General features: G+C 71.9%; 30 protein-coding genes. 17 read left to right on the top strand and 13 right to left on the bottom strand.

What is annotated here, in order from left to right; all coding sequences use genetic code 11:
• Positions 1-85: 85 nt before the first annotated feature.
• On the bottom strand, positions 86-1168 hold the full coding sequence (locus AC3IX6_RS21570; RefSeq protein ID WP_489363708.1) for a tyrosine-protein phosphatase: 1083 nt from the start codon (positions 1166-1168) through the stop codon (positions 86-88).
• A gap of 452 nt (positions 1169-1620) precedes the next feature.
• Between AC3IX6_RS21570 and AC3IX6_RS21565 the strand changes: the two genes are divergently transcribed.
• From AC3IX6_RS21565 to AC3IX6_RS21530, 8 genes are all read left to right on the top strand, one after another.
• Positions 1621-2913, top strand: a complete 1293-nt coding sequence (locus AC3IX6_RS21565; protein ID WP_489363706.1) for an ADP-ribosylglycohydrolase family protein — start codon at positions 1621-1623, stop codon at positions 2911-2913.
• A gap of 120 nt (positions 2914-3033) precedes the next feature.
• Positions 3034-3894 carry an LLM class F420-dependent oxidoreductase gene (locus AC3IX6_RS21560; RefSeq protein WP_489363704.1) on the top strand — a complete coding sequence of 287 codons (861 nt, stop codon included), beginning with the start codon at positions 3034-3036 and terminating at the stop codon, positions 3892-3894.
• A gap of 43 nt (positions 3895-3937) precedes the next feature.
• Positions 3938-4219: a type II toxin-antitoxin system prevent-host-death family antitoxin gene (locus AC3IX6_RS21555; RefSeq protein ID WP_489363702.1), complete on the top strand. Its 282-nt coding sequence runs from the start codon at positions 3938-3940 to the stop codon at positions 4217-4219.
• A gap of 3 nt (positions 4220-4222) precedes the next feature.
• On the top strand, positions 4223-4495 hold the full coding sequence (locus AC3IX6_RS21550; protein ID WP_489363701.1) for a type II toxin-antitoxin system RelE family toxin: 273 nt from the start codon (positions 4223-4225) through the stop codon (positions 4493-4495).
• A gap of 102 nt (positions 4496-4597) precedes the next feature.
• On the top strand, positions 4598-5146 hold the full coding sequence (locus AC3IX6_RS21545) for a GNAT family N-acetyltransferase (RefSeq protein WP_489363699.1): 549 nt from the start codon (positions 4598-4600) through the stop codon (positions 5144-5146).
• A 43-nt stretch (positions 5147-5189) separates the two neighbouring features.
• The gene (locus tag AC3IX6_RS21540) at positions 5190-5828 is read left to right on the top strand and encodes a LysE family translocator (protein ID WP_489363697.1); all 639 of its coding nucleotides are present in this window, start codon (positions 5190-5192) and stop codon (positions 5826-5828) included.
• A gap of 59 nt (positions 5829-5887) precedes the next feature.
• Positions 5888-6466 carry a hypothetical protein gene (locus AC3IX6_RS21535; RefSeq protein ID WP_489363695.1) on the top strand — a complete coding sequence of 193 codons (579 nt, stop codon included), beginning with the start codon at positions 5888-5890 and terminating at the stop codon, positions 6464-6466.
• 74 nt (positions 6467-6540) lie between these two features.
• On the top strand, positions 6541-6939 hold the full coding sequence (locus AC3IX6_RS21530) for a VOC family protein (protein ID WP_489363693.1): 399 nt from the start codon (positions 6541-6543) through the stop codon (positions 6937-6939).
• A gap of 29 nt (positions 6940-6968) precedes the next feature.
• Here the strand turns inward: AC3IX6_RS21530 and AC3IX6_RS21525 are convergent, their stop codons facing one another.
• Complete coding sequence (locus AC3IX6_RS21525; protein WP_489363691.1) at positions 6969-7757, bottom strand: bestrophin-like domain; 789 nt, start codon at positions 7755-7757, stop codon at positions 6969-6971.
• Positions 7758-7800: 43 nt separating this feature from the next.
• The gene (locus AC3IX6_RS21520; RefSeq protein WP_489363689.1) at positions 7801-7986 is read right to left on the bottom strand and encodes a winged helix-turn-helix transcriptional regulator; all 186 of its coding nucleotides are present in this window, start codon (positions 7984-7986) and stop codon (positions 7801-7803) included.
• Between AC3IX6_RS21520 and AC3IX6_RS21515 the strand changes: the two genes are divergently transcribed.
• On the top strand, positions 7976-8746 hold the full coding sequence (locus AC3IX6_RS21515) for a nitroreductase/quinone reductase family protein (protein WP_489363687.1): 771 nt from the start codon (positions 7976-7978) through the stop codon (positions 8744-8746). The genes AC3IX6_RS21520 and AC3IX6_RS21515 overlap by 11 nt on opposite strands.
• A 19-nt stretch (positions 8747-8765) precedes the next feature.
• On the opposite strand, the gene AC3IX6_RS21510 is transcribed toward AC3IX6_RS21515, so the two are convergent.
• From AC3IX6_RS21510 to AC3IX6_RS21480, 7 genes are all read right to left on the bottom strand, one after another.
• The gene (locus tag AC3IX6_RS21510) at positions 8766-9062 is read right to left on the bottom strand and encodes a hypothetical protein (protein WP_489363686.1); all 297 of its coding nucleotides are present in this window, start codon (positions 9060-9062) and stop codon (positions 8766-8768) included.
• Positions 9063-9260: 198 nt separating this feature from the next.
• Positions 9261-10811, bottom strand: coding sequence for an APC family permease (locus AC3IX6_RS21505; protein ID WP_489363684.1), 1551 nt, complete (start codon positions 10809-10811; stop codon positions 9261-9263).
• A 255-nt stretch (positions 10812-11066) separates the two neighbouring features.
• Positions 11067-12551, bottom strand: a complete 1485-nt coding sequence (locus AC3IX6_RS21500; RefSeq protein WP_489363682.1) for an aldehyde dehydrogenase family protein — start codon at positions 12549-12551, stop codon at positions 11067-11069.
• A complete protein-coding gene (locus tag AC3IX6_RS21495; RefSeq protein WP_489363680.1) occupies positions 12548-14287 on the bottom strand; it encodes an N-acyl-D-amino-acid deacylase family protein in 1740 nt (579 codons plus the stop codon). Before AC3IX6_RS21495 ends, AC3IX6_RS21500 begins: the two co-directional genes overlap by 4 nt.
• Positions 14288-14497: 210 nt before the next feature.
• On the bottom strand, positions 14498-15619 hold the full coding sequence (locus AC3IX6_RS21490; RefSeq protein WP_489363678.1) for an LLM class flavin-dependent oxidoreductase: 1122 nt from the start codon (positions 15617-15619) through the stop codon (positions 14498-14500).
• A gap of 115 nt (positions 15620-15734) precedes the next feature.
• Positions 15735-16520, bottom strand: coding sequence for an SDR family NAD(P)-dependent oxidoreductase (locus AC3IX6_RS21485; RefSeq protein ID WP_489363676.1), 786 nt, complete (start codon positions 16518-16520; stop codon positions 15735-15737).
• Positions 16521-16542: 22 nt separating this feature from the next.
• Complete coding sequence (locus AC3IX6_RS21480; protein ID WP_489363674.1) at positions 16543-17490, bottom strand: LLM class F420-dependent oxidoreductase; 948 nt, start codon at positions 17488-17490, stop codon at positions 16543-16545.
• Between the two features lie 183 nt (positions 17491-17673).
• On the opposite strand from AC3IX6_RS21480, the gene AC3IX6_RS21475 reads away from it, so the two are divergent.
• The 4 genes from AC3IX6_RS21475 to AC3IX6_RS21460 all read left to right on the top strand — a co-directional run bounded on the left by AC3IX6_RS21475 (position 17674) and on the right by AC3IX6_RS21460 (position 19277).
• A complete protein-coding gene (locus AC3IX6_RS21475; protein ID WP_489363672.1) occupies positions 17674-17901 on the top strand; it encodes a hypothetical protein in 228 nt (75 codons plus the stop codon).
• Between the two features lie 20 nt (positions 17902-17921).
• Entirely contained in the window at positions 17922-18338 is a 417-nt protein-coding gene (locus tag AC3IX6_RS21470) for a PIN domain-containing protein (protein WP_489363670.1), read from the top strand.
• A gap of 13 nt (positions 18339-18351) precedes the next feature.
• Positions 18352-18495 carry a hypothetical protein gene (locus tag AC3IX6_RS21465; protein ID WP_489363669.1) on the top strand — a complete coding sequence of 48 codons (144 nt, stop codon included), beginning with the start codon at positions 18352-18354 and terminating at the stop codon, positions 18493-18495.
• 77 nt (positions 18496-18572) lie between these two features.
• Positions 18573-19277 carry a transmembrane-type terpene cyclase gene (locus AC3IX6_RS21460; RefSeq protein ID WP_489363667.1) on the top strand — a complete coding sequence of 235 codons (705 nt, stop codon included), beginning with the start codon at positions 18573-18575 and terminating at the stop codon, positions 19275-19277.
• Here the strand turns inward: AC3IX6_RS21460 and AC3IX6_RS21455 are convergent.
• The 3 genes from AC3IX6_RS21455 to AC3IX6_RS21445 are packed head-to-tail and all read right to left on the bottom strand — an operon-like array spanning position 19249 to position 22115.
• The gene (locus AC3IX6_RS21455; RefSeq protein WP_489363665.1) at positions 19249-20130 is read right to left on the bottom strand and encodes a L,D-transpeptidase family protein; all 882 of its coding nucleotides are present in this window, start codon (positions 20128-20130) and stop codon (positions 19249-19251) included. The two genes, AC3IX6_RS21460 and AC3IX6_RS21455, sit on opposite strands and share 29 nt — an antisense overlap.
• A gap of 42 nt (positions 20131-20172) precedes the next feature.
• Positions 20173-21453, bottom strand: a complete 1281-nt coding sequence (locus AC3IX6_RS21450; RefSeq protein ID WP_489363663.1) for a sensor histidine kinase — start codon at positions 21451-21453, stop codon at positions 20173-20175.
• Positions 21450-22115, bottom strand: coding sequence for a response regulator transcription factor (locus AC3IX6_RS21445; RefSeq protein WP_250742641.1), 666 nt, complete (start codon positions 22113-22115; stop codon positions 21450-21452). Before AC3IX6_RS21445 ends, AC3IX6_RS21450 begins: the two co-directional genes overlap by 4 nt.
• A 90-nt stretch (positions 22116-22205) precedes the next feature.
• On the opposite strand from AC3IX6_RS21445, the gene AC3IX6_RS21440 reads away from it, so the two are divergent.
• Genes AC3IX6_RS21440 through AC3IX6_RS21425 form a run of 4 tightly spaced genes read left to right on the top strand, consistent with a single transcriptional unit; the run spans position 22206 to position 25973 of the window.
• On the top strand, positions 22206-22718 hold the full coding sequence (locus AC3IX6_RS21440; protein WP_489363661.1) for a hypothetical protein: 513 nt from the start codon (positions 22206-22208) through the stop codon (positions 22716-22718).
• Entirely contained in the window at positions 22715-23986 is a 1272-nt protein-coding gene (locus AC3IX6_RS21435; RefSeq protein ID WP_489363659.1) for a peptidoglycan-binding protein, read from the top strand. The genes AC3IX6_RS21440 and AC3IX6_RS21435 overlap by 4 nt, the downstream gene beginning before the upstream one ends.
• Positions 23983-24693 carry an ABC transporter ATP-binding protein gene (locus AC3IX6_RS21430; RefSeq protein WP_266957322.1) on the top strand — a complete coding sequence of 237 codons (711 nt, stop codon included), beginning with the start codon at positions 23983-23985 and terminating at the stop codon, positions 24691-24693. The genes AC3IX6_RS21435 and AC3IX6_RS21430 overlap by 4 nt, the downstream gene beginning before the upstream one ends.
• Positions 24693-25973, top strand: a complete 1281-nt coding sequence (locus tag AC3IX6_RS21425) for an ABC transporter permease (RefSeq protein ID WP_489363657.1) — start codon at positions 24693-24695, stop codon at positions 25971-25973. Before AC3IX6_RS21430 ends, AC3IX6_RS21425 begins: the two co-directional genes overlap by 1 nt.
• Positions 25974-26149 lie beyond the last annotated feature (176 nt).

The following is a 26149-nucleotide window of genomic DNA, read 5'->3' as shown; positions in this document are numbered from 1 at the left end:
GGGGTGAAACCGGCTCGGCCGACCTCACCGCCCGCGCCCGCCCGCGCCCGTCCGCGCCCGTCCGCGGCCGTTCGGGAAGCCCTGCCTAGCCGACCAGCAGGTCCTTCTTCAGCTGCTTCAACTCGCGGCCGTCGATGCCGAGGCCGCTCTTGAGGTAGTTGTCGAAGCTGCCGAACTTCGACTGGACCTCCTCGTACCCGGCGTTGAGGTACTCGGGGCGCACGTCGAGCATCGGCTTGTAGACGGCGGCCTGGGCGGCCGGCAGGTGCGAGAGGATCGCGTCGTTGGCGGCCTTGCGGTAGTCGTTGCTGGCCAGGTAGTCGGCCATCACGGTCTCGCTCGGCACGCCGAGGGCGGTCAGCAGGGAGGCGTTCGCCCAGCCCGTACGGTCCTTGCCCGCGGTGCAGTGGAACAGGACGCCGCGGTCGCGGTCGCGCTCGACGCCCTCGAAGACCTGGGTGTAGGCCTTCTTGCCGCCCTCTCCGCTGACCATCGCCTTTTCGGCGTCGACCATGGCCTTGACGGCCTCGTCGGGGGTCTTGGGCATGGCCTGGAACGAGCCGGAGCCCGCGAAGACGTCGGCGACGACGTGGTTCGCGCCCGCCGGGACCTTGTCGGCGTCCTTGGTGCGCTCGCTCTCCATGCGGAGGTCGAAGATCGTCTTGACGCGCAGGCGCTGGAGCTTGGCGAGGTCGTTGTCGGTGAGCTTGTTGAGGGCGTCGGAGCGGTAGATCTCGCCCATCTTGACCCACTGGCCGTTGGTGGTGCGGTAGCCGCCCGCGTCACGGAAGTTGACGGTGCCGTCCAGCTTGATCAGCCGGTCGGCCAGGCGCAGGCCCTCACCGCGGTCGGGCTCGAAGTCGAACCACTGCCGGTCGGCGGCGGGCAGCCCGCCGACCACCGCCTCGCCCTGGGCGCCGCCCTTGGCGACGACCTTGCCGTTCGCCTTGATCTCCACGCGCTTGGTGCCCTTGGCGTTCCACTTCAGCGTGTACGCCCCGTCGGCACCGGCGGTGACGGTGGCCTCGGTGAAGGGGATGGAGGAGTGACCGTGGTGCCGGCCGCCCCAGGGGAGGTCCCACCCGGAGGCGGATGCGGCGGGGGCCGCGACGATGGCGACGGTGAATGTGGAGGCGACGACGGTCGCGGCGAGCAGTGCCTTCTTCATGCCCCCGAGACTCCTGACCTCCGAATAACGCAACGTGAACACGGCATGGCCGAAACCGACCGGGTGTGAGGCAACTGTCAAAACGTGCCATGCGCCTGGCCGGCGGGGGACCGGGGCCCCTGCTCGAGGCCGGTCGGCCCTGCGGGGCGAGGTCCCCGACCCACCCTTCGCCCGTTCCCCGGGGGTTCGCCCCGGACCCCCTGGGGCTCCGCCCCGGACCCGCGCCTCAAACGCCGACGGGGCTGGACGTGGCCGGCGTTTGAGGACCGGGTCCGGGCGGAGCCCGGGGAACGGGCGAAGGGCGGGTAGGGGACTTCACCCGAAGGGGACCGGCGGGATTCGGCCGTTCCACGCCCCCATACGGCCCCCGTGACCGACTAGTTCCGGACTCGATCGGTACTGTCCACTACAGTGCCCGCCAGAGCACGCGCGGGCAGTCCGGGGGGATCGACATGGACACGGCGACGGAAACGTCCGGGGAGCAACAGAGCAGGCCCGGGGCAGCCCAGCCCCTCCAGGCAGCCCCGCCACCACCCACCCCAGCCCCCGCCCCCGCCCCCGCCGGCGGAGCCACCCGCGGAGCCACCAGCCTCGGCCCCGCCACGGGCCCCGCCGCCGGCGCCACCCTCGGCGGCCGCGCCGCCGTCACCACCGGCCTCTGGGGCCGCACCGAGCAGCAGGATTTCCGTAGCCGCGTCAGAGGAACCCTCCTCGGCTCCGCCATCGGCGACGCCCTCGGCGCGCCCGTCGCCGCCCTCTCGCTCCCCGAACTCCTCGAAGCCCACGGCCCGGCGGGCCTGACCGAGTCGGCCCCCCGGGCCACGGTCACCGCCGCCACGCAGCTGAGCCTCTTCACCGTGGACGGCCTGATACGGGCCCACGTACGCCGGGACACCGGCGCCTGGCACCCGCCGACCGACGTGCACCGCGCGTACCTCCGCTGGGCCCTCACCCAGAGCGACTGGGGGCCCGACGAGCGCCGCGAGGACAACGGCTGGCTCGCGCAGGAGGAGTGGCTCTACGCCCGGCGCTCCCCCGACCGCTCCTGCCTGACCGGCTTCGCCGACGGAGTCCTCGGCACGCTCGCCCAGCCGAAGAACCCGACCGCCCTGGATCCGGCCGCCGCCACCCGTTCCGCCCCCTTCGGTCTGCTGGTCGGCTGGGAGCCGGCCCTCGTCCTCCAGCTCGCCATCGAGTGCGCCGCGCAGAGCCACGGACACCCCACCGCGTACCTGTCGGCCGGCGCCCACGCCGTCATCGTCCACGGCCTGACCCGCGGCGAGTCCCTCGACTCCGCCGTCCAGCGCGCCCTGGGCCTGCTCGGCGTCCGCCCCGGCCACCAGCCCGTCACGGACGCCCTGCAGCGCGCGCTCGGCGCCGTCACCACGGGCGCCCCGTCGCCGCGGACGGTCGAGGGGCTGTCCCCCGGCCACGGCCGCCAGGCCGAGGAGGTCCTCGCCGTCGCCGTGTACTGCGCCCTCGTCGCCGAGAACGTGGCCCACGGCCTGCGCCTCGCCGTGAACCACGGCGGCGACTCCGCGGCCACCGGCGCGCTGTGCGGCTCCCTGCTCGGCGCCCAGCACGGCGAAACGGCCCTCCCGGCGGCCTGGCTCGCCGGCCTCGAAGGCCGCGCCACGGTCCTGGAACTCGCCGACGACTTCGCCCTGGAGATGACCCAGGGCCCCGCCCTCCACGGCCCGGCCGCCCCCTCCACCAACTGGCTGACCCGGTACCCGCGGGGCTGACACGGGCGGCCGGGGCCAACTCCCCCTCCCGCCGCGCGCCATGGCCGACGCACGCCCCTGCCCTCCGCACGCGCGAAGCCGTACTTTGGCCCTCCCCACACCACGGAGGTGTCAGCGCACATGCGGATCGCCACGACCGTCTTCCTGACCGACCGCACCATCGCTCCCGTCCCCCTCGCCCGCGCGCTGGAGGAGCGCGGCTTCTCCGGCCTCTACCTCCCCGAGCACACCCACATCCCGGTCAGCCGCGTCACCCCCGCCCCCATGGGCGGCGAGCTCCCCGACCGCTACGGCCGCACCCTGGACCCTTTCGTCGCCCTGGGCCAGGCCTCCGCCGTCACCGAGCGGCTCCACCTCGGCACCGGCATCACCCTCGTCGCCCAGCACGACCCCATCGACCTCGCGAAGCAGGTCGCCACGCTGGACCACCTGTCCGGCGGCCGCGTCACCCTCGGCATCGGCTACGGCTGGAACGTGGAGGAGGCCGCCGACCACGGAGTCGAGTGGCGCACCCGGCGCGAACTGGTCCGCGACCGGATGGCCCTGATGCGGACCCTGTGGTCCCCGCACCCCACCGCGTACGTGGGCCAGTTCTCCTCCGTGCAGGCCAGCTCGGCCCACCCCAAGCCGGTCCAGCCCCCGCGCGAACTCTCCCCGGGCGTCCCCCTGTACGGCCCCCGCACCCTGATCGGCGGCCAGGCCGGCCCGAAGCTCTTCGCGGCCATCGCCGACCACAGCGACGGCTGGCTCCCGATCGGCGGCGGCGGCCTGACGGAGTCCCTCCCCGCCCTGCGCCAGGTCTGGGAGGCCGCCGGCCGCGACCCCAAGTCCCTCCAGGTGGTCCCGTACGCCGTCCAGCCCACCCCCGGCAAGATGTCCCACTACGCGGACCTGGGCATCGAGGAGGTCGTCCTCCAGCTCCCCTCGGAGGACGAGCCCACGATCTTGGGCATCCTGGACGAGTTCGGCCGGTACCTCTGAGAGCCCCGCAGGCACATGCATGCACATTCGGTACATTCGCTGCATGAGTGAGCCTGTGATCGAGTCCGTGGAAGCAGTGAGCGGCCGCCTCGCGGACGCCGTGGACCGCGCGTGCCGCGAAGGCGTCCCCACGATCATCACGCGCGGCGGCCGGCAGGAAGCCGTCGTGCTCGGCATCGAGGAGTACCGGCTGCTCCGCCGCCTCGCGGACGAAGCCGAGGACTCATGGCTGAACGAACTGGCCGACGAGGCCGAGCGCGCGGGGACCGCGGGGTCCGTGACGCTCGAGGAGATGGCCGCCGTCCTGCGTCACGAAGAGTCCTGACCGATGACCTACGTCGCCCGCCTCACCCCGTACGGACAGCGCGACCTGCTCACCGTCCCCCGCCACGACGCCCTGCACATCCTGCACCGACTGGAAGAGTTCCAGAGGGCCCTCGCGGCGGGGGACACGACGGGCTTCGACACCAGGGCCCTCCACGGGCACGCATCGCGCCAACGCCTGCGCATCGGCGACTACCGCGTGGTCTACACGCTCGCCGAAGGCCGGCTCGTCATCTGGGCCCTCAGCCCCCGCGAACACCACTCGGGGAGCCGCTGACGAGTTCGGCCATGGCGGGCAACCCGGCGGACGCGGCTCGCCGGTCGGGTGCCCGCTTCAATCGGGTTGCCCGCGGGCGGGGCGGTCGGATAGGAAGCTCGCATGCTAAAGGGCAGAACGGTGGGGCTCAGGGCCCGGCACGCGGACGACATTCCCCTCCTGCACGCCGGTCTCCACGACGACGTGGTGACCGCCTCGAGGGCCACCGCGCTCCCGTGGAGGCCGCTCACGGCCGGCTCGGAGGCCTTGTCGTTCCTGGTGGACGACAAGGATCAGGGGCACGTCCCGTTCTCCGTGGTGGAGCTCGACAGCGGGACGCTCCTCGGCACCGCGACGCTGTGGGGCATCGACAACCACAGCCGGTCCGCGCACGTCGGCCTCGGACTGTTGCCGTCCGCCCGCGGCAAGGGCTACAGCACGGACGTGGTCGCGGTCCTGTGCCACTACGGCTTCGTCGTGCGCGGCCTGCACCGGCTGCAGGTCGAGACGCTGGCGGACAACGCGGCGATGCTCCGGTCCGCCGAGCGCAACGGGTTCGTCCGCGAGGGTCTGCTGCGGTCCTCGGCCTGGGTGATGGGCGAGTTCCTGGACGAGGTCCTGCTCGGCCTCCTCGTCCAGGACTGGAAGCCGGCCGGCGCCCCGCCCGCCTGAAAACCCCTTTCCCTCCCCCCACCCGTCCGGAACGATGAACCGCATGGTGTCCACTGACCGGCTGCTGGCGTTCGCCGCCATGTCGCTGCTGCTGATCCTCATCCCCGGACCGAGCGTGCTCTTCGTCATCGGGCGGGCGCTGTCCCAGGGGTGGCGGGCCGCGCTGATCACGGTGGCCGGGAACACGCTGGGGGCGTACGTGCTCGTCGTCGCCGTGGCCTTCGGGGTGGGGTCCGTCGTGGAGCGGTCCGTGCTCGTGTTCACGGCGCTCAAGCTCGCGGGGGCCGCGTACCTCGTCTACCTGGGGGTCAAGGCCTTCCGGCAGCGGCATGCGCTCCGTGCGGAGTTCGGGGCGGGCGCAGCCGGGTACGGGAGCTGGCGGTCGCTGTGGGAAGGGTTCGCCGTCGGGGTGGCCAACCCCAAGACGATCGTGTTCTTCGCGGCCGTCCTGCCGCAGTTCGTGGACCGCGATCAGGGCCACGTCACGGCCCAAATGCTCACGCTCGGGCTCGTGTTCAACCTCATCGCCGTAGTCTGCGACAGCGCCTGGGGCATGGTCGCGGCAACCGCCCGGAGCTGGTTCTCCCGGTCCCCGCAGCGGCTCTCCGCCGTCGGCGGGGCCGGCGGGCTCGCGATGATCGGTCTGGGTGTGACCGTCGCCGCGACCGGGCGCAAGGACTGACGCGAAGCACGACACGAGCCCGACACGAGCACGACCCGAAGACTTCCCCAGGGGGAACCATGCGCGTCCGCTTACCGCTCGTCCCGGTCGTCGCCCTCGGCGCGATCGGCGCCGGCCTGCTCACCGGATGTGCCGGGGAGCCCGAGATCACCCCGCCGAAGACGAACGTGAGCTTCAAGCCCGCGCCGACCGTCACCGCCCCGACCCCCAGCGCCACGGGGCCGGTGAACCCCGGCCCGGGCGTGATCCAGTGGTACGGCACCGGCGGCGAGAAGCTGCTCCACGGGCTGATCTCCACGGCGCGGACCGCCCGGGGCCAGCACGAGGCGGGCAAGATCGTCATCGACCTGGGGCCCCTGTCCGCCCAGCTGGAGGAGGCCCGGGGGTACACCGTCGCCTACATCCCCGATCAGAAGACCCACGAGACCTGGACCAAGGCCCGCGAGCGCCTCGCCTCCGGCACGGGAACGGTACTGAACGCGTCGGGACTGGGCGTGTCGCCGACGGACAAGAACAGGGCCGCCGAGGCGTCGGCCATCGGCTGGGCGGAGATCAGCGAGGGGATCCAGGGCCTCAAGGAGACCGACGACCGGCTCCGCGCGCTGGGCTGCATACCGACCGAGGACCCCTGGAAGTAGCCCGGAACGGATCCCGAACGGCTGGACCTCATCGGCCTCGGCCCCTCGTCCGAGGGGCCCGTACCCTCTCCTCCATGATCGACTCACGCGCGCACATCCGGATCGCCCGGCCCTCGCTCGACCTGGCCGCCGCCGAGCGGTTCTACGTGGGAGGGCTCGGGCTCGCCGTGCAGTGGCGCACCACCGAACGGGTCTCCGGGGAGCACGACCTGCTGATGGTCGGGCCCCTCGGGGGCGGCTGGCACTTCGAGCTGACCCGCGACCCCGAGAACCCGGTGGCACCCTCCCCCACCCCCGAGGACCTCTTCGTCGTCTACCTCGGAGAGGCCCCCGACGAGGCCCTCGTGGCCCGGCTCGTGGAACACGGCGGGACCCGTACGCCCGCCCACAACCCGTACTGGGACACCTACGGGGTCACCGTCACCGACCCCGACGGCTACCAGCTCGTCCTGTCCTCCCGCACCTGGGGCTGACGGCGGCGTCTCCCTCCGCACCCCGGCCCCTACCGCCAGAACTGCGCCAGCGCCGCATCCTTGAACGGGGCCGGGCTGACGCTCAGTTCCCCGGCGAACGGCCGGTCGAGGGCCATCACCAGCAGCAGGCTGAAGCCGATCAGCCCCGCCACCGCGGAGACGAACAGCAGCTGCATCCTCAGGCTCCGCAGCCCGAACAGGAAGGTGAGCGGGAGGATCACCAACGCACCGCCGTACACGAGCACTTGGAGCAGCGGCGGCAGCGAGGTCTCGGCCATCGTCACGCGCGCCCGGCGCTGCGCGGCCACGTCGTTGAGGCGTCCGACGGCCTCCCCGTAGAAGGTCTCGCTCCGGGGGCCGGAGGGCTCGTAGGCCTGGAGGGCCGTGTACAGGGCGTGCGTCTGGTCGGCGGTGGCCTCGTAGCTGGGCCGGCCCTCGCGCATGAGGGGCCACTGGATCTCGACGACGGCGTGGACGTAGTCCCCCACCGCGCGGTCCACGCGGGCGCGGTCGGCCGGCGGGAAGGCCTCGGCGCTGCGCACGACCAGCGCCAGGTCGGTGGCCTCGGTCGCGACGATGGTCTGGGTGTTCTCCAGTTGCGTCCACAGGGTGACGACGACGAAGGCGAGGATGATGCCGTAGATCGCGCCGAACATCCCGAGGGCCACCCCGACCATCTCGTTGTGGTCGCCGTCCGCGAGGTGGGGGAAGCGGCGGCGCGCGGCCAGGCTGCCTCCGATGGCGAGGGCGACGAAGCCGCCGACGAGCAGGACGCCGAGGAAGAATGTGCTGAGGTGATTGAGCAACCAGAGGATCATGTCCTGCCCAACGACCGCCCCGCCGGGAGGGCCCGCCCAGAAATCAGCGCGAGCCGCTCCCGCCCGGCGGGCCCGCCGCACCCGCCGCCTCCCGGGCGTCGAGCAGCTCGTCCCAGTGCTCCCGCGTCCACTCGCACGCCGCGTCCAGCGGGCCCAGCAGGCCCCGGCCGAGCGGGGTGAGGGCGTACTCGACCCGGCGCGCCGGGGTCTCGTACTCGGTGCGCGCCACGAAGCCGTCGCGCTCCAGCCCGCGCAGGGACCGGGTCACCGCGGCCGGGCGGGGGGACGGGGACGTCACCTCGGCGGCGGACGTGGAGCGGCTCGCCGCCGGGCACGACGCGGCGGCGGCGGCGGTGTACGACATGGGGGCCGTCCCGGGCGAGTTCTTCCCGGCGGCCGCCCGCGCGCTGGCGGCGGGGCTGAGCGGGGCCGGGGTGCGGCGCCTGGTGTCCGTCGGGCTGGCGTCCGTACTGCCCACGGGGTCCGGGGAGCCGCTGATGGACACCCCGGGCCACCCGCAGGAGTGGCGGGAGTTCTACGTCGGCCACGGCGCCGGCACCGATGCCCTGCGGGCGGCCGCACCGGCGGGCCTGGACTGGGCCGTGCTGAGCCCTTCGGGCGACTTCGCCGCCGGGGGAGAGCCCGGAGACGGGCCCGGGCGCGGCTATGGGGCACTGCGGCGCACGGCACTGGCCTACGTCCCCGACGCGGAGGCCGGCGGCGCGACGTACGTCCTGACGGCGTCCACCGCGGGGGCCGGGCACCACCCGGCCTGGTACCTGAACCTGTGCGCCGACCCGGACGTCACGCTCCAGGTCGGCGCCGAGAGCTTCCCGGCGCTCGCCCGCCCCGCGACCCCGGCGGAGACGGAGCGGCTGTGGCCGGTGGTGGTGGCCGCGATGCCCTCGTACGCGGCCTACCGGGACGCGGCGGCCCAGGCCGGCGGCCGCGAGATCCCGCTGGTCCTGGCCACCCGCACCGGTGGCTGAACCTCAAGCGCCCAAGCGCTCAGGCACGCACCTTCGGCGCCTTCGGCAGCCCGGACGACAGGGCGGTCCCGGCTCCGCCGAGGGAGGCGTCGGTCGCCTTCGACGCGGACCCGGCGGCCGAGGCCGTGATCTCGACCGCCGTCTTCGCGTCCTTGACGGCGCCCCCGGGGTGGTCGACGATCTCGCCGACGCGCTGGGTGATCGGGGGCCCCTGGATGGCGGGCTCGTCGGCGGCGTGCGCGACGGCGGGGCTGAGGGCGAGGGCGGCCCCTCCGGACAGGACGAGGGCTGCGAGGCTGCGCTTGATGGCGTTCATGCCCGTCCCAACGACCCCGCGACACCCCGGGTCACCGCTGCGGCCCACTTTGGAGTGAGCCCGCCCGGCGGAGGTCCGCACACGGCGGCACACCGCGCGGGTCCGAGTCGCCGACAACGCCCGCGGCCCCGGATCGGAGGATCGATCCGGGGCCGCGGGCGTGCATGACACAGCGGGGGGGGGCAGAGGGTCCTGAGGTCAGTCCTGGATCACCAGGGCCGGGGTGGACTTCGTAAGGACCTCACCGCGGAAGAAGGCAGGGCTGCGGCGTTCGGTGATCAGCATGACGACCACGCCCAGGAGCAGCAGGCCGACTCCGATGATGAAGACGCTGCCGATGCCGAAGAGCGAGGAGCCGGAGCCGTAGGCCGGGTCCCACATGTCGAACAGCGTCTGGAAGAAGACCGCGGCGAGCATCAGGCCGCCGACGGCCGGGAAGACGCCCTTGACGAACAGGGTGCGCACCGAGGAGCGCAGTTCGGAGCGGAAGAACCAGACGCAGGCGAACGCCGTGATCGAGTAGTAGAAGCAGATCATCAGGCCGAGGGCGTAGATCGTGTCGATCAGCACGTTCTCGCTGATCACGGTCATCACCGAGTAGAAGGCGCCCGTGGCGATGCCCGCCGCGACCGTGGCACGGCCCGGGGTCTTGAAGCGGGGGTGGACCTTGGCGAAGGAGGACGGCAGCGCTTCGTAGGTGCTCATCGACAGGACCGTGCGCGCCACCGGGATGAAGGTGGTCTGCAGGCTCGCGGCGGCGGAGGCGACGACGGCGAGGAAGAGCAGGACGTCGAGGCCCGAGCCCATGATCGGCTCGGCGAGGGTGGCGAAGACGTTGTCCGCGGTCGCCTCGTTGCCGAGGCCGTTGCCCTCGGAGCCGACGCCGGCGTACATCTGGGAGGCGATGGCGACGACCATGTAGGAGGCGACGATGACGACCATGGCGAGCATCGCGGCGCGGCCTGGCGTCTTGGCGCTGCCGACGCTTTCCTCGTTGACCGACAGGCAGGCGTCCCAGCCCCAGTAGATGAAGATCGACAGGGAGAGGCCGGCCGTGAAGGCGGCGAGGGACTCGACGGCGAAGGGGTTCATCCAGGACCAGGAGAAGTCGAGGGAGCCCGCGACCTCGTCGGCCTTGGTGATGGCCATGAAGGCGAAGATCGCCAGCACCGTGAGCTGCAGCCCGACCAGGACGTACTGGACCCACTTGGTCGCGGTGATGCCGCGATAGCTGATGGCGGTGGCGACCGCGATGAAGGTCAGGGTGGTGGCGATGTGGATGGCCTTGTTGCCGTCCAGGGCGGCGAGATCCTCGCTGCCGCTCACTCTGCCCAGAAGGAGGTAGAAGTAGTTGGTGGCCACGCCCGCGAGGTTGGAGAGCACCACGACGGTGGCGACGAGCAGACCCCAGCCGCACATCCAGCCGACGCGGGGGCCGAAGGCCTTGACCGTCCAGGTGAAGGAGGTGCCGCAGTCGGGGATCGCCTTGTTCAGGGCGCGGTAGGCGAAGGCCACCAGCAGCATGGGTATGAATCCGGCCAGGAAGATGGCCGGCATCTGCACGCCGACCTCGCTGACCGTGGGGCCCAGGGTCGCCGTCAGGCAGTAGACCGGGGCGACCGTGGAGACGCCGATCACCGCGTTGCCGATAAGACCGACGGAGTTGCCGCCGAGCCCCTTGCCGCGCACGCCCTCGGCGGCTCCGCTTACCGTGTCTCCGGCCTGGGGCCGAACATCCGTCTGTGTCATGGGTAAGGACGTTAGACGCTGCGTTTTCCACATCTGGAGGACCGAAGTCCACTCCGCCACACGCCCAAAGCCCTTGGAATCTCGACACCATAAGTCTTCACGGGGATGCAATAGAAGGTTCACAGGCCTGCCGATCATTGTTTCGACAGGCCCGGACCTTTTATTTCGCCATACGGAAACCGCAGCACTGTCCGTTTTGACCGGTTTCAAACTTTCCAGGTCAACTTTTGGTCACGCCCGCGGTCACGCCCGTGGTCACGCCCAGACGATCGACTGCATCTCGCTGTAGGCGTGCAGTGCGTACGAGCCCACGTCCCGCCCCACCCCGGACCGCTTGAAGCCGCCGAAGGGCGCCTCCATGTTCCGCCCGATGGTGTTCACGCCGACCCCGCCCGCCCGCAGCCGCCGCGCCACCCGGAAGGCGCGCGCCGCGTCCGCGGACCACACGTAGCTGATCAGGCCGAAGTCGCTGTCGTTGGCCAGCGCCACCGCCTCGTCCTCATCCCCGTCGAAGGGGACCACCACCACGACCGGCCCGAAGATCTCCTCCCGGACCACGCGCATGTCGTTCGTGCAGTCGACGAGCAGCGTCGGGGCCACGTAGAACCCCTTGCCCGTACCAGCACCTTCACCGACCACCGGGCGCTCGCCGCCGAAGGCGATCCGGGCGCCCTCCTTCCTGCCCAGCTCGATGTACGACTCCACGCGGTCCCGGTGCGCCGCCGAGATGACCGGGCCCACCACGGTGCCGCGCACCGACGGGTCGCCGACCTTCATGAAGGCCAGGTACCCCTGCAGCTTCTCCACCAGCTGCTCGTACACCGACCGGTGGACGATCACCCGGGTCGGAGCCGTGCAGATCTGCCCGGAGTAGAAGGAGAAGGTGGTCCCGATCCCCATCACCGCCGCGTCCAGGTCCGCGTCCGCCAGGACGACGGCCGCGCCCTTGCCGCCCAGCTCCATCAGCTGCCGCTTCATCGTGCGGCCGCAGACCTCGGCGATGCGCTGACCGACGCCCGTGGAACCGGTGAAGGACACCATGTCCACGTCCGGGGAGTCCACGGCCGCCTCGCCGACCTCCACCGAGGTGCCGGAGACCACGTTCACCACGCCCGCCGGTACCCCGGCCTCGTGCAGCGCCTCGGCCATCCGGAACACCGACAGCGGGTCCTGCGGGGCCGGCTTGACCACCACCGTGTTGCCCATGGCCAGCGCCGGGGCCACCTTGCCCGCCGGATTGGCCCACGGGTTGTTGTACGAGGTGATGCAGGTGACGACACCGACCGGCTGGCGCACCTCCAGCGCGCCCAGGATGCTCGCCGCACCCATCGGGCCCGCCTCGGTGACCTGCGGCGGCAGCCCGCGCTCGACCGGTTCCAGCGCGCCCTTCGCGTACCGGCGGAAGCGGGCCACGCCCACCCCGACCTGCATGCCGCGCGCGATCCCGGTGGGGGCGCCCGTCTCGGCCTGGGCGAGCGCCGCCCAGGGCTCGTACTCGCGCTGGATGATGTCCGCGGCCCGGTCCAGGATCGCGGCCCGCTCCTCCGGCTTCGTCCGCGACCAGCCCTCGAAGGCCGCGGCCGCGGCGCGCGCCGCGTCCTCGACCTGCCCGCGCGAGGCCTCGGGGGCCAGCCCGACGACGGATTCGTCCGCCGGGTTGACCACCTCGTAGTGCCCGCCCGCCGGCTCGACCCACTCGCCGCCGATGTAGAGCTTCTGCGGAGCTTCCTGCGCGGTCATCGCGTGCTCACCGTCCTCGTGTCCCGGCCCGAACGGAGCACGATCCCCGGGATCGCCCCCGTGACCTCGTCGTCGCGGATGGTCTCCACGCCGTTGACGCGTACGGACACCATGCCGATCGCCCGCGCGTCCAGCCGCGGGCTGTCCCCGGGCAGGTCGTGCACCAGCGTGGCCGGTCCCGCCTCGATCCGCTCCGGGTCGAAGAGCACCAGGTCCGCGTGGAAGCCCTCGGTGATCCGGCCGCGCTCGCGCAGCCCGAACAGCTGGGCCGGGTCGTCGGTGAGCATCCGTACCGCCTGCTCCAGCGGCACCAGCTTGCGGCCGCGCAGGCAGTCCCCGAGGAACCGGGTCGTGTACGGGGCCCCGCACATCCGGTCCAGGTGGGCGCCGGCGTCGGAGCCGCCGAGCATGACGTCCTCGTGCTGCCAGGTCTCGGCGCGCAGCGCCCAGCTCGCCGGGTCGTTGTCGGTCGGCATGGGCCAGAGCACCGTACGCAGGTCGTCGTTGGCGCAGATCTCCACCAGGCACTGGAAGGCGTCCTGGCCGCGCTCGGCCGCGATGTCGTTGACCACGCGGCCGGACAGGCCCTCGTTGGCCTCGCTGTAGGTGTCGCCGATGACGTAGCGGCCGAAGTTGGCCAGGCGCCGGAAGACCCCGGCCTCCTTGCTGGCCGCCCGGACCAGCATCTCGGCGCGCACGTCGGCGTCGCGCAGCTTCGCGATGCGCTCGGGGACGGGCAGGCCCAGGATCTCGCCCCAGCCGGGGATGAGGTTGAGGGCGCAGAAGGTGCCCAGCGACATGTTCATGGGGGTCAGGATCGGCATCGTCAGCGCGACGATGCGGCCGCCGGCCTTGCGGGCGCGCTCGCTGGGGATCAGCTGGCGCGGCACGCGCTCGGGAACGGAGGCGTCGATGGTGAGGACGTTCCAGTTCAGGGGCCGTCCGGCGGCCGCGCTCATCTCGACGAAGAGGTCGATCTCCTCGTCGGCGAACTGGTCCAGGCAGCCCGCGACGATCGCTTCGAGCTGGGTGCCCTCGTGCTCGGCGACCGCGCGGGAGAGCGCGAGCAGCTCCTCGGGCTTGGCGTGCCGGGAGGCCACGGGGGCGCCGGAGCCGTCGGAGTGGGTGGAGGACTGGGTGGTCGACAGGCCCCAGGCGCCGGCGTTCATGGCGTCGTGGAACAGGTCGAGCATCTGCTGCATCTGTTCTTCGCTCGGCTGGCCGCCGACGGCGTCCTCACCCATGACGTGCCGGCGCAGCGCGCAGTGGCCGACCATGAAGCCGGCGTTGACGGCGATGCGGCCGTCGAGCGCGTCGAGGTACTCCCCGAAGGTGGACCAGGTCCAGTCGACGCCCTCTTCGAGTGCGGCCAGGGCCATGCCCTCGACCTTGCTCATCATGCGGCGGGTGTAGTCGGCGTCCTCGGGGCGGGCGGGGTTGAGGGGAGCCAGGGTGAATCCGCAGTTGCCGCCCGCGACGGTGGTCACTCCGTGGTTCATGGAGGGGGTCGCGTACGGGTCCCAGAACAGCTGGGCGTCGTAGTGCGTGTGGGGGTCGATGAACCCGGGGGTGAGGACGAGGCCCGTCGCGTCCTCGCTGGTCCGGGCCTCTTCGCTGACGGTGCCGGGCTCGGCGATGACGGCGATCCGGCCGTCGCGTATCCCTACGTCGGCCACGCGGGCCGGGGCGCCGGTGCCGTCCACGACGGTGGCGCCCTTGATCAGGTGGTCGAGCATGACGTCCTCTCTGCCGGTGTTCGCGTTCGCGTTGCGCGCCGCCCCCTGGGGCTCCGCCCCGGACCCCGGCGACGGCGCCGCACGTGCGGGGCACAGCCCAGGGCCCCGGCCGGAGTCCGCCGGGCCGGCCGCGGCCTCGGCATGGCTCCGGCCGGGGCCGGTTCCGGGGCGGCGGTCCGGGAAGACGCCGCCCCGAGTTCCCCCGCCGGGTCAGACGGCCTCGCGGAAGCGCGTGGTGCGGTGCACCGGGTCGGTGTCGATGTGCGGGATGACGTGCTCGCCGATGAGCTTGATGGTGGTCATCGTGTCCTCGGGCGAGACGCCGGTCGGCAGACCGAAGGAGAGCTGGTCGGCGCCGGCCTCCTCCCAGCGCTTGCACTGGGCGCGCACCTCGGAGGGGTCGCCGCAGATGAGCAGCTCCTCCTCGATCAGCAGCTCGATGATCTCCGCGTTGTACTCGGGGAGGATCTCGGGCCACTCGGGGATCATCTCGGGGCGCGGGAAGGTGTCGTGGTAGCGGAAGACCAGCGACTGGAAGCGGTTCATGTTGGCGTTGACGGCGATCTCGACGGCCTTGTCGTGGGTCTCGGCGCAGATCGCGGTCGAGGTGACCATGACGTTGTCGTTGACGAAGGCGCCGATGGCCTTCGCCTCCTGGATCGCGGTCTTGTACTGCTCCAGCACCCAGGCCATGTCGGAGACCTTCTGGACGCTGAAGCCGAGGACTCCGAGGCCCTTCTTGGCGGCCATGGCGTACGAGGAGGGGGAGCCGGCGGCATACCACATGGCCGGGTGGGCCTTGCCGTACGGCTTGGGGAAGATCTTGCGCGGCGGGAGCGACCAGTGCTTCCCCTGGAACCCCTCGTACTCCTCCTGGAGGAACATCTTGGGGAACTCGGCGATGGTCTCTTCCCAGATCTCCTTGGTGCCGTTCATGTCCTCGATGCCGGGAAGGAAGCCGAGGATCTCGTGGCTGCCGGCGCCGCGGCCGGTGCCGAACTCGAAGCGCCCCTTGGAGAGGTGGTCGAGCATGGCGACCTTCTCGGCCACCTTGACCGGGTGGTTGACCGGGGCGAGGGGGTTGAAGATGCCGGAGCCGAGGTGGATGCGCTCGGTGGCGTGAGCGAGGTACCCGAGGAACACCTCGTTCGCCGAAAGGTGCGAGTACTCCTCCAGGAAGTGGTGCTCGGAGGCCCAGGCGTACTTGAACCCGGACTTGTCCGCCTGGATGACGTACTCGGTCTCCTCGATCAGCGCCTTGTGCTCTGCCTCGGGGTCGACCTTGGACCGTGCCTCAGGCACGTATCCCTGCACAAAGAGCCCGAATTCCAAGGGGATTCACCGTCCTTCTGTTTCTGACGTTGCGTCAGATTCGATGTCACGACTGTTCCATCGCGGGGGCCGGAGCGTCAATACCTGACGCTCCATCAGATATGGTCGGGGGGAGCTAGATGATGCTGACGCCCGCCATCCAGCCGCCGTCGATCACGAACGGCTGGCCGGTGATGTACGAGGAGTCCTCGCTGGTCAGGAACAGCGCCAGCTTGGCTATCTCCTCCGGCTGACCCACCCGGCCCATCGGCACCACGCGCTTGTAGAGCTCCGCCATGGCGTCGCGCGCCTCCTGCGGCAGGTCCGCCGGATTCGTGTTCCCGGGGGTGGCCATCGCGGTGTCCACGGCCCCCGGGCACATGGCGTTGACCCGGATGTTCTTCGCGGCCAGCTCCAGCGCGGCCACCCGGGTCAGGCCCAGGATCGCCGCCTTGGTCGCCGCGTACGTGCCCACGTACGCCATGCCCGTCAGGCCGGTGTACGAGGAGGTGTTGACGATCGTGCCGCCGCCGGCCGCCTCGATCTCCGGGGCCACCGACTTGATGCCGAGGAAGGCGCCGACCTGGTTGACCTGGACCACGTGCTGGAACTCCTCCAGCGGGGTCGCGGTCAGCTCGTTGAAGCGCAGGATGCCCGCGTTGTTGACCAGGCCGTTGACCTCGCCGAAGGCCTCCTTCGCCGCCGCGATGGCGGCCGCCCAGTCCTCCTCCCGGCTCACGTCCATCCGTACGTACCGGGCCCGGTCCTCGCCGATCTCCTTCGCGACCGCCGTGCCCTGCTCGTCCAGCACGTCGCCCAGGAGCACCTTGGCGCCCTCCGCGGCGAAGAGCCGGGCCTCCTGCTCGCCCTGGCCGCGCGCGGCACCCGTGATGATGACGACGCGTCCGTCCAGCTTGCCCATGCCGTACCCCTAGTCGTAGTCGCTAGTCGTTGAGGAGGGGGCCCACTTCGGACCCGAAAGCCGTGATCTGGTCGACGAGTTCGGCCCGGTCGCGATTGCGGAAGCGGACCTGGATCTGGTCGATGCCGATCGCCTTGTACGCGCGCAGCGCCTCGGCGAGCGCCTCCGCCTTGCCGGTGAGGGCCCGCCGGCCGGTGTCCCAGCCGGGCTCGCCGACGTACAGCGGCGCGGTGATCGCGCCGAACTCCACGGGTCCGGTGACCCCCGCCTCGGCACGGAGCTCCTTGATCCGGGCGATCTGCGCCGGGAGCTTGTCGAGCGGGTCGCCCTGCGGGAGCCAGCCGTCGCCGCGCACGGCCGCCCGGCGGACGGCGGCGGGCGAGGACCCGCCCACCCAGACGGGGATCCGGGCCTGGACGGGGCGGGGCAGCTGCCCGAGGTCCTTGAAGGAGAACAGCTCGCCCTCGAACTCCGGGTACTCCTCGGGGCCCAGGGCGGCGCGCAGCGCGTCGAGGGTCTCGTCGAGGACGGCCCCGCGGCGCGCGAAGTCCACGCCGAGCACCTCGAACTCCTCCTTCACGTGCCCGGCGCCGACGCCGAGGATCAGCCGGCCGCCGGAGAGGTGGTCCACGGTGGCGTACTGCTTGGCGCTGAGCAGCGGGTGGCGCAGGCCGAGGATCGCGACGTGGCTGAGCAGCCGCACGTTCTCGGTGATCCCGGCCAGGAAGGAGAGGGTGGCGATCGGGTCGTACCAGATGGTGCTCATGGGGCCGGCCATGTGCCGCGGGATGGCCACGTGGTCGCAGGTGGCGACGTAGCCGAAGCCGGCCCGGTCGGCCGCCCGCGCGACCGCCGCGAGGTCGGCCGCGCCGGCCGTCGCCTCCCAGGGCTCGGCGTAGATGGTGCTCTGCGACTGGATCGGGAGCTGCATCCCGTAGACCAGCCGACCTTCCGGAAACACGCGCGCCATGGGCCGTACCCGCCTCGTCCTCGACTGCCGATTCGTCATACCGGTGCGGGGGCCATCGTCGTAGCTGACGGGTCGTCAGGCAAGGGGTGGGTGCAATACACCCGATCGGGTGTTGCAGGGTGCTACCAATAGTGGGATCGTGAGTGCATGGGAACCAGAGCGCTCGCACCCACGGAGGCCCGCATGTCCGAGATCACGGTGAAGAAGTCGGTGACCATACGGCGCTCCATCGCCGAGCGGATCGAGGAGCGGGCGGGCGCGGGCGGGTTTTCGAGCTTCGTGGATGCGGCCGCCGAGCACTGGCTGGCGCTCCTCGATGCTCAGGAGATCGTCGAGGACCACGAACGCCGTATCGGTCCGCTGACCGATGAGGTACGAGAGAAGGCGCTGCGCGCATGGCGAGGCGAGTAGTACCCCGGGCGGAGCCCTCGATGGTGGGAGCAGTCTTCGTACTCGACGCCCAGCCGTTTTCCCTGCTGGCCGACGATGATCCACTCATGGCAGCCCTCATCGACCTGGCGAGACTGGACGGCTACGCGCCGGCCATCAGCGCCGCAACCATTGCCGAGGTCCGACGCACCGGCCGGGCCGGACAGCGCCTGGCCTGGCAGAGGTCCCGCCTCACTGTCGTCCCTGTGACCGAGAAAGTGGCCGACAAGGCCGCCGAGCTACTTGAGGCGGCCGGACTCGACGGACACGAGTGTGTGGTGGACGCGCTCGTCGTGGCCACCGCAGCGCTCTCGACCGGTCCGGCGAAGGTGGCATCCTCCGACGGATCCCACGTACCGAAACTCTGCACCGCGGCCTCCCTCGGGCGACCGTCTCCGGTGCAGTGGGTGCGCGTATGAAGGCGACCGCCTCGTGACCCCGGCCGAGCAGGACTCGCAGGCCGAGCGGGCCCGTGCCGCCCTACAGCTGTGGAACGGCTACGACCCCACGGCCGCCGAGCAGCGGGACCTCGACGATGAGCTGGACCGGCGGCTGGCCGAGGCGAGGAGCCGGTAACCGGGGGGGGGCGGACCTCGGTCCGTAACCTCCGGGGGGGATGTGCGGGGTCCGGGCCGCCCGCTAGGGTGCCGCCCGTGGATCTCTTTCTTACGCTGATCAGCGGGCTGGCCTGGACCCTCGTGTACATCGAGGCCATCCGGGTGGGGCTGCGCGACCGGACCTACGCGATGCCGGTCGCCGCGCTCGCGCTGAACTTCGCGTGGGAAACCACCTACGCCTACTACGAGTTCCACAACTCCGGAGTCACGGCGCAGGCCGTCGTCAACGTGGTGTGGGCCGTCGCCGACATCGTCATCGTGTACACGTACCTGCGCTACGGGCGGGCCGAGTTGCCCGGCTTCGTGACCCGGCCGCTGTTCGCCGTCTGGAGCGTGCTCGTCTTCGCGAGCGCCTTCGCCGTGCAGTGGCTCTTCGTCGCCCACTTCGGCACGCACGACTCGAGCCGCTACTCGGCGTTCCTGCAGAACCTGCTGATGTCCGGCCTGTTCATCGCCCTCTACGCGAGCCGGGGCGGCCGGCACGGCCAGTCGCTGGTCATGGCCGTCGCCAAATGGCTCGGCACGCTCGCGCCGACCTTCCTCTTCGGAGTCCTCGAGGACGCGCCCTTCATCCTCGGACTGGGGCTGCTGTGCGCCGTGTTCGACCTGGCCTACATCGCCCTGCTGGCCCGCGACCCCGCTGCGGGCGGGAAGTCCGCGGCGGCCGGGGCGGAGCCTGCCGCGGGCGGGGAGCCTGCCGCGGGCGAGCCCGTCAGAAGCCCTGCGGCCCCATCACGATGACCGGCTTGGCCGCCGGGTCGAGGGTCTCCAGGACCTTCTGCATCGCGGCCTTCGGGATGCCCACGCAGCCCTGCGACGGACCGTCGTGGTCCACGTGGAGCCAGATGTTGCCGCCCTTCTCCTCGCCCTCGGGCTTCGTCGGGTCGAGCGGACTCACCCCCGTCTTGCGGTTGAAGTCGATGGCGACGACATAGTCGAAGGAGCCGCGCAGCGACTCCCCGTTGACCCCGCGGCCCGTCGCCACGAAGGAGCCGTCCTGGTCGTACGGGAACTTCGTGCCCGGCGGCTTCGCCAGCAGCCCGCCCGCGTCGGTGAGCGCGAACACGCCCTCGGGGGAGGTCAGGTCCCCGTACGTACGCTCCGTGGACCAGCCCTTGGCTCCGTTGCGCGCGGGCCAGCTGTCGCTCTTCGCCCAGTCCGCGCCCGCCGCCGGGCGGGTGTACAGGGCCGCGGTGGACTCCGAGGAGTCCCTCGCCTTGCCGGTGACCAGGATGAGCTGGCGGGCGTCCGCGGGGATCTTCGCCCGGGTCGCTTCGCTGACCTCGGGCAGGCCCTGGAGGGGGTCGCGTTCGGCCGCCCGCGCGGCCCGCTCCTCGGCCGGCGGCCGGGCGTCGGCCGCGACCCGGGCCGCGGCGTTGGCCGGCGGGTCGTGGGCCAGGTACACCCAGCCCGCGCCGAAACCGAGCAGCCCCAGGGCGGCCGCGAAGGCCAGCGGGCGCGAGCCGCGGGAGCCCCGGGAGGCACCGTCGGCGCGCCGCTTGCCGCCGGCGCGGGAGCGCCGGGTCGGGCGGGACGAACCGGGTGTGCCGGACGGACGGGGCGCGCGGGAGCCGGCTCGGGCGTGCTTGCTCATTGACCCGACCGTACACAGCCGATCTTCATTTTTGTTGACCGGTCAAGCGCCCGGCGTTTCCCCGGCGGGTGGCGCAGCCGGTGACCCGGCCGGGAACCAGACCCGCACCATCAACCCGCCGCCCGGCGCCGGGTTGGCCCGCGCCGTCAGTTCCGCCCCGTGCGCCCGCGCGATCGACGCGACGATCGAAAGCCCCAACCCGGCGCCCTCGCCCGCCGTATGCTGCCGCTCCGCCCGCCGCCGGAAGGGCTCCAACAGCCGCGGCACGTCCCCCGGCTCGATCACCGGACCGGTGTTGGACACCGTCAGCACCCCCTCCCGGGAAGTCGCCACCTCCAGGCGGCCGCCCGCGCGATTGTGACGTACGGCATTGGCCAGCAGGTTCCGCACGAGGTGCCCCAGGAGGGTCCGGTCGCCCGCGACGGTCAGCGGCGCGAGATCCCGTACGACGAGGAGGTCCTGAGGGGCCGTCCCCTCGATGCCCGCCAGCTCCGCCTCCGCGAGCCGCGCCAGGTCCACCGGCTCCGTCGCCTCCAGGCCCTCCTCCGAGACGGCGAGCAGGAGCAGCGACTCGACGAGGTGCTGACTGGAGTCCGCGACCTCGATGAGCTTGGAACGGATCCGGGCCACCTTCGCCGGCGGCGGGTCCCCCGCCAGCCCGATCTCGGCGGCCGCCCGCTGGACGGCGAGCGGGGTGCGCAGCTCGTGGGCGGCGTTCGCGGCGAACCGGCGCTGCGCCCCGACCAGCTCCTCCATCCGGTCGAGCATCCCGTCGAAGGTGTCCGCCAGCCGCTTGAGTTCGCCGGGCGGGGCCTGGAGGCCGATCCGCTCGTGGAGGTTCGCGCCGGACAGCCGCCGGGCCGTCTCGGTGATCACGCCGACGGGGCGCAGGACGCGGCCGGCCATCCACCAGGCCAGCCAGATGGACAGGACGGCGAAGAGGGCGAGGGCGACGAGGGAGACGACCAGCAGCTCGTGGAGGGTGGCCTGCTCGACGGCTGCGGTCAGGTTCTGTGTGGCCTGCCATTGTCTGAGCTGGTCGGTGCTGGGCCTGATGACGGGGCCGCTGCCGGGGACGGGAATGAGGCCGGTGCCCGAGTCGATCCTCTGGGCGGGTACGGGGACCCGCTGGCCCGGGACCACGTTCGGCAGCTGGTCGGCATAGCCCGGCCTGGTGGTCATGACGGCGCCGTTGATGCGGGTGTAGAGGCCGTTGCGGAGCAGGATGTTGATCAGCGCGATGAGGCCGCCGCCCGCGAGGAGCAGCAGGGAGCCGTAGAGGACGGTGAGACGGGCGCGCTCGGAATGGAGCACTGCTCTCATCGTGGATCACCGATCCGGTACCCGGCGCCCGGAACGGTCTCGATCAGCGGCGGCTCCCCCAGCTTGGCGCGCAGCTTGCTCAGGGTCACCCGTACCGCGTTGGTGCTGTACGAGGTGTCCTCCTCCCACACCTGCTCGATCAGGTCGTCACTGCTGAGGACCGCGCCCTCGGCGCGCAGCAGCGACTCCAGGACGGCGAACTCCTTGCGGGACAGCGCCAGCCGGCGCCCCTCCCGGGTGGCGGTGCGCCGCGCGACGTCCACGGCCACCCCCGCCCGCTCCAGCACCGGCGGCAGGGCCGGCTGGGCGCGCCGGCCGAGCGCCAGGACGCGGGCGAGCAGCTCGTCGTAGGCGAAGGGCTTGGTGAGGTAGTCGTCGGCGCCGAGGCCGAGGCCCTCCACCCGGTCCCGTACGGTCCCGGAGGCCGTCAGCATCAGGACGCGGGTCAGCAGCCGCTCGCGCACCACCTGGCGGCAGACCTCGTCGCCGTGCAGGCCCGGCAGGTCGCGGTCGAGGACGAGGACGTCGTACGCGCCCAGGCGCAGGCGTCGCAGGGCCTCCAGGCCGTCGCTCGCCTCGTCCACGGCCAGCGCGTCGCCCCGCAGCCCCTCGGCGATCATTTCCCGCAGGAACTCCTCGTCCTCCACCACCAGAACTCGCATGCCGTCCTCTTTACCGGAGAGGCGCATTTCGCCGTTGTAAGCACGAGCCGTTAGAGAAGCGAAACCCGCTGTTCGCGCAGTCTCGGGCCCATGAAGCGATCCACGACCATGACCACGGCCGCGCTCCTCACCGGCCTCACCCTCTTCGTCACCGCCTGCACGGGCGGCGCCGGCGGCTCGGACGGAAAGAAGGACGAGAAGAAGGACTCCTCGAACTCGAGCGGCACGGGCGGCGGCGGTGGCGGTGCGGACGCCGACAACGCCCTCAAGATGCGCAAGTGCCTGCGCGAGAACGGCGTCGACATGCCGGACCCGAAGCCCGGCGAGGACCCGCGCGGCATGACGCTGGGCGCGGGCATGGACCAGGAGGTCCTGAAGAAGGCCATGGACAAGTGCGGGATGAAGGGCCCCGGCTCCGGCGGCGAGGTCCCGCAGGCCGAGAAGGACAAGGCCCTGAAGCAGGCCAAGTGCATGCGGGACAACGGCTTCGACATGCCCGACCCGGAGTTCAACGGGAACGCGCGGACCGGGTTCTCGATACCCGAGGGCGCCGACAAGGACGCCTTCATGGCCCAGCTCAACAAGTGCAGCGCCGACCAGTGAGCAAGGGCAAGAAGTGGGTCCTGGGCTCGCTGGCCGTCGTGCTCGCCGTCACGGGCGGCGGGTACGCGGTCGTCGCCCAGGCCGGAACGGACGGCGGCAGCGGTAGCGGCGGCGGCAGCGGCGGCTCGAAGCAGGGCCGCGCGGACGGACTGCCGGGGGCCACGTCCCCGGTCACGCTCGGCGACCTGAGCTCCGGCTTCAAGGCCGACGGGACGCTCGGCTTCGCGAAGGAACGCAAGCTCAACGCGGTGGGCGCGGACGCGGCGGGCGGGGCTGGGGGTGCGGGGGTTGCCGGTGGGGCGGGGGGTGCTCCGGGCGCCGGCGGGGCGGGGGCGGGATCCGGGTCGGGCTCCGGGTCCGGGTCGGGGTCGGGGTCCGGGTCGGGGTCCGGCTCCGCGACCCTGACCTGGGTGGCGCCCGCCGGCAGCTCCGTCGAGCGCGACGGCAAGCTCTACGAGGTCAACGGCAAGCCGGTGCGTCTGATGTACGGCTCCACCCCCATGTACCGGTCCCTGAAGTCCGGGGACAAGGGCGAGGACGTCAAGCAGCTCAAGCAGAACCTCCAGGCCCTCGGCTTCGGCACCGGCCTGGACGCCTCGGACGGCACCTTCACCGACGGCACGGCCACCGCCGTCAGGCGCTGGCAGAAGTCCCACAAGGCGAAGGAGACCGGCGAGGTCGGCAAGGGCGACATCGCCTTCGCCTCCGGACCCCAGCGGATCCAGAAGAACGACATGGCGGTCGGCGACGAGGCGGCCGCCGGCAAGCCCGTCATGACCCTGACCGGCACCGAGCGGATGGTCCGCCTCCAGCTCGACGTGGCCAAGGCGGGCAAGGTCAAGACCGGCGACCCGGTGACCGTGAGCCTGCCCGGCGGGGGCACCGCCAAGGGCAAGATCAGCTCGATCGGCACCACCGCCAACGGCGACGACCCGTCCTCGGGCGGCGCGGGCGGGGGTGGCGGGGGCGGCGGCGACAAGAAGCCGAAGGTCGACGTCGAGGTCGCCCTCGACAACCCCGCCGAGGCCACCGGCCCCGACCAGTCCCCGGTCTCGGTGGGCCTGACGGGCGAGGTCCGCAAGGGAGTGCTCTCCGTACCGGTCAACTCGCTCCTCGCCCTCGCCGCAGGCGGCTTCGGCGTCCAGGTCGTCGAGGACGGCAAGGTCCGCGAGGTCAAGGTCGAGCTCGGCATGTTCGGCCAGGGCAGGGTGGAAGTGAAGGGGGACGCCCTCAAGGAGGGCATGCTCGTAGGGGTCCCCGCGTCATGAACCAACACGCCCACGCGGTCGTCGAACTGACCGGCGTCACCAAGGAGTACCCCGGCGGGGTCGCGGCCCTGCGCGGAGTCGACCTCACCGTCCTGAACGGCGAACTCCTCGCCATCGTCGGCCCGTCCGGCTCCGGAAAGTCCACCCTCCTGCACATCGTCGGCACCCTCGACCGGCCCACCGCCGGCCGCGTCGCCATCGCCGGATACGACATCGCGAGCCTCTCCGACCGCTCCCTCTCCGCCCTGCGCTCCCGCCACGTCGGCTTCGTCTTCCAGTCCTTCCACCTCGTCCCCGGCATCAGCGCCCGCGCCAACGTCGCCGAGGGGCTGCTGTACTCCGGCCTCTCCCGCGCCGAACGCGGCCGCCGGGCGGAACGCGCCCTGGAACGCGTCGGCCTCGGCGACCGCATGGACCACCGGCCCCACGAACTGTCCGGCGGGCAGAAACAGCGCGTGGCGATCGCCCGCGCGGTGGCGGGCGAACCGGACCTGCTGCTCGCCGACGAACCGACGGGCGCGCTCGACACGGCGTCCGGCGAATCGGTCATGGAACTCCTCCATGAGCTCAACCAGGACGGGGCCACCATCGCCGTGATCACCCACGACAACGAGATCGCGGCGAGCCTGCCCCGGCAGGTCCGCATCCGCGACGGCGAGATCGTGGCCGACGTCTGGAACGCGGACGCGCTGGGGGTGGGCGCGTAATGGGTGCCCGTACGAAGTCCCGCGCAGAGTCCCGTACGACGTCCCGCGCGGAGTCCCGTAGGACGTCCCGCGCGGCCGGCAAGAAGGCGCGCAAGCTGTCGCCGCCGCGCCTCGGCCCCCGCGACGTCTTCCACGTCGGATCGGCGGGGCTGCGCTCGCGGCCCATGCGGGTGTTCCTGTCCGCGCTCGGGATCGCGATCGGCATCGCGACGATGATCGCGGTCGTCGGCATCTCCTCGTCCAGCCAGGCCAAGCTGCTCCAGGAACTCGACAAGCTCGGCACGAACATGATGGTCGCGACGCCCGGCCCGTCGATGTTCTCGGGACAGGACACCAAGCTCCCGAAGGACGCCCCCGGCATGATCGCCCGCATCGACGGGGTCGAATCGGTCGGCACGACGGGTGATGTGATGGAGTCCGTCCGCCGCAGCGAGAACATCCCGAAGGAGGAGACGAACGGCATCGCCCTCAAGGCGGCGCAGGGCGATCTCCTGAAGACCCTCCGGGCCCGGATGCAGAGCGGAAGCTGGCTCAACGACGCGACGGGCCGCTACCCGTCCGTGGTCCTCGGACACGTCACCGCCGAGCGCCTGGGCATCACCGCGCCGGGCGGGCAGGTGTTCATCGCCGGGCAGTACTTCACCGTCATCGGCATCCTCGACCCGATCCCCCTCGCGCCGGAGATCGAACGCTCGGCACTCATCGGCTGGGACGCCGCGCAGAGCCTCCTGGGCTTCGACGGCCACCCCACGTCCGTCTACGAGCGCTCCGCCGACGACCGCGTCCAGCAGGTCCGCGACCTCATCGCGAAGACGGCCAACCCCGAGAGCCCGAGCACGGTCTCGGTCACGGACCCGTCGGCGGCCCTGCAAGCGAAGGCCGCCACCGAGGGCGCCTTCAGCACCCTCCTCCTCGGCCTGGGCGGCATCGCCCTGCTGGTGGGCGGCGTAGGCGTGGCCAACACCATGATCATCTCGGTCCTCGAACGCCGCCACGAGATCGGCCTGCGCCGCTCCCTGGGCGCCACCAAGGGCCAGATCCGCATCCAGTTCGTCACGGAGTCCCTGCTCCTGTCGGGCCTGGGCGGCCTGGCCGGCATCGCCCTGGGCGGCGCGGCCACAGCGGTGTACGCCCGAGCCGGCGACCTCCCCTGGGTCGTCCCCCTCTGGGCCGTCACAGGCGGCTTCGCAGCAACCCTGGCCATCGGCACGGTGGCCGGCCTCTACCCAGCGGTCCGCGCGGCAAAGCTGTCCCCGACGCTGGCGCTACAGGCGGGGTAGAGGAGCTCGGAGCTCCGAGCTCGGGGTGGGGTTGGTGGCTTGGGCTGCGGGCGGGTCCTTGGCTTCGACGAGTACCGGGGGGCGTCCCGGCAGTCCAGTGTCCTTTCGGTGCGGGCCGGTCCCTCAAGGGCGCTCCTGCGTCGCGTCGCTACGCGATGGCCTTCGGCCACCCTTGA

The sequence above is a fragment of the Streptomyces sp. GL_141 genome (genome assembly GCF_057834385.1).
Note: the sequence above shows the minus strand (reverse complement) of the source record. Positions and strands in the feature narration are given on the sequence as shown.

Bases quoted from the DNA above. Each gene is read 5' to 3' on its own strand.
- AC3IX6_RS21550 (WP_489363701.1), top strand. From the start codon at position 4,223: ATGACCTACGTCGCCCGCCTCACCCCGTACGGACAGCGCGACCTGCTC.
- AC3IX6_RS21495 (WP_489363680.1), bottom strand. From the start codon at position 14,287: ATGCTCGACCACCTGATCAAGGGCGCCACCGTCGTGGACGGCACCGGC.
- AC3IX6_RS21565 (WP_489363706.1), top strand. From the start codon at position 1,621: ATGGACACGGCGACGGAAACGTCCGGGGAGCAACAGAGCAGGCCCGGG.
- AC3IX6_RS21530 (WP_489363693.1), top strand. From the start codon at position 6,541: ATGATCGACTCACGCGCGCACATCCGGATCGCCCGGCCCTCGCTCGAC.
- AC3IX6_RS21440 (WP_489363661.1), top strand. From the start codon at position 22,206: ATGAAGCGATCCACGACCATGACCACGGCCGCGCTCCTCACCGGCCTC.
- AC3IX6_RS21555 (WP_489363702.1), top strand. From the start codon at position 3,938: ATGAGTGAGCCTGTGATCGAGTCCGTGGAAGCAGTGAGCGGCCGCCTC.
- AC3IX6_RS21470 (WP_489363670.1), top strand. From the start codon at position 17,922: ATGGTGGGAGCAGTCTTCGTACTCGACGCCCAGCCGTTTTCCCTGCTG.
- AC3IX6_RS21540 (WP_489363697.1), top strand. From the start codon at position 5,190: ATGGTGTCCACTGACCGGCTGCTGGCGTTCGCCGCCATGTCGCTGCTG.
- AC3IX6_RS21545 (WP_489363699.1), top strand. From the start codon at position 4,598: ATGCTAAAGGGCAGAACGGTGGGGCTCAGGGCCCGGCACGCGGACGAC.
- AC3IX6_RS21455 (WP_489363665.1), bottom strand. From the start codon at position 20,130: ATGAGCAAGCACGCCCGAGCCGGCTCCCGCGCGCCCCGTCCGTCCGGC.
- AC3IX6_RS21535 (WP_489363695.1), top strand. From the start codon at position 5,888: ATGCGCGTCCGCTTACCGCTCGTCCCGGTCGTCGCCCTCGGCGCGATC.
- AC3IX6_RS21485 (WP_489363676.1), bottom strand. From the start codon at position 16,520: ATGGGCAAGCTGGACGGACGCGTCGTCATCATCACGGGTGCCGCGCGC.
- AC3IX6_RS21500 (WP_489363682.1), bottom strand. From the start codon at position 12,551: ATGACCGCGCAGGAAGCTCCGCAGAAGCTCTACATCGGCGGCGAGTGG.
- AC3IX6_RS21430 (WP_266957322.1), top strand. From the start codon at position 23,983: ATGAACCAACACGCCCACGCGGTCGTCGAACTGACCGGCGTCACCAAG.
- AC3IX6_RS21570 (WP_489363708.1), bottom strand. From the start codon at position 1,168: ATGAAGAAGGCACTGCTCGCCGCGACCGTCGTCGCCTCCACATTCACC.
- AC3IX6_RS21480 (WP_489363674.1), bottom strand. From the start codon at position 17,490: ATGGCGCGCGTGTTTCCGGAAGGTCGGCTGGTCTACGGGATGCAGCTC.
- AC3IX6_RS21510 (WP_489363686.1), bottom strand. From the start codon at position 9,062: ATGAACGCCATCAAGCGCAGCCTCGCAGCCCTCGTCCTGTCCGGAGGG.
- AC3IX6_RS21475 (WP_489363672.1), top strand. From the start codon at position 17,674: ATGTCCGAGATCACGGTGAAGAAGTCGGTGACCATACGGCGCTCCATC.
- AC3IX6_RS21445 (WP_250742641.1), bottom strand. From the start codon at position 22,115: ATGCGAGTTCTGGTGGTGGAGGACGAGGAGTTCCTGCGGGAAATGATC.
- AC3IX6_RS21450 (WP_489363663.1), bottom strand. From the start codon at position 21,453: ATGAGAGCAGTGCTCCATTCCGAGCGCGCCCGTCTCACCGTCCTCTAC.
- AC3IX6_RS21560 (WP_489363704.1), top strand. From the start codon at position 3,034: ATGCGGATCGCCACGACCGTCTTCCTGACCGACCGCACCATCGCTCCC.
- AC3IX6_RS21525 (WP_489363691.1), bottom strand. From the start codon at position 7,757: ATGATCCTCTGGTTGCTCAATCACCTCAGCACATTCTTCCTCGGCGTC.
- AC3IX6_RS21425 (WP_489363657.1), top strand. From the start codon at position 24,693: ATGGGTGCCCGTACGAAGTCCCGCGCAGAGTCCCGTACGACGTCCCGC.
- AC3IX6_RS21505 (WP_489363684.1), bottom strand. From the start codon at position 10,811: ATGACACAGACGGATGTTCGGCCCCAGGCCGGAGACACGGTAAGCGGA.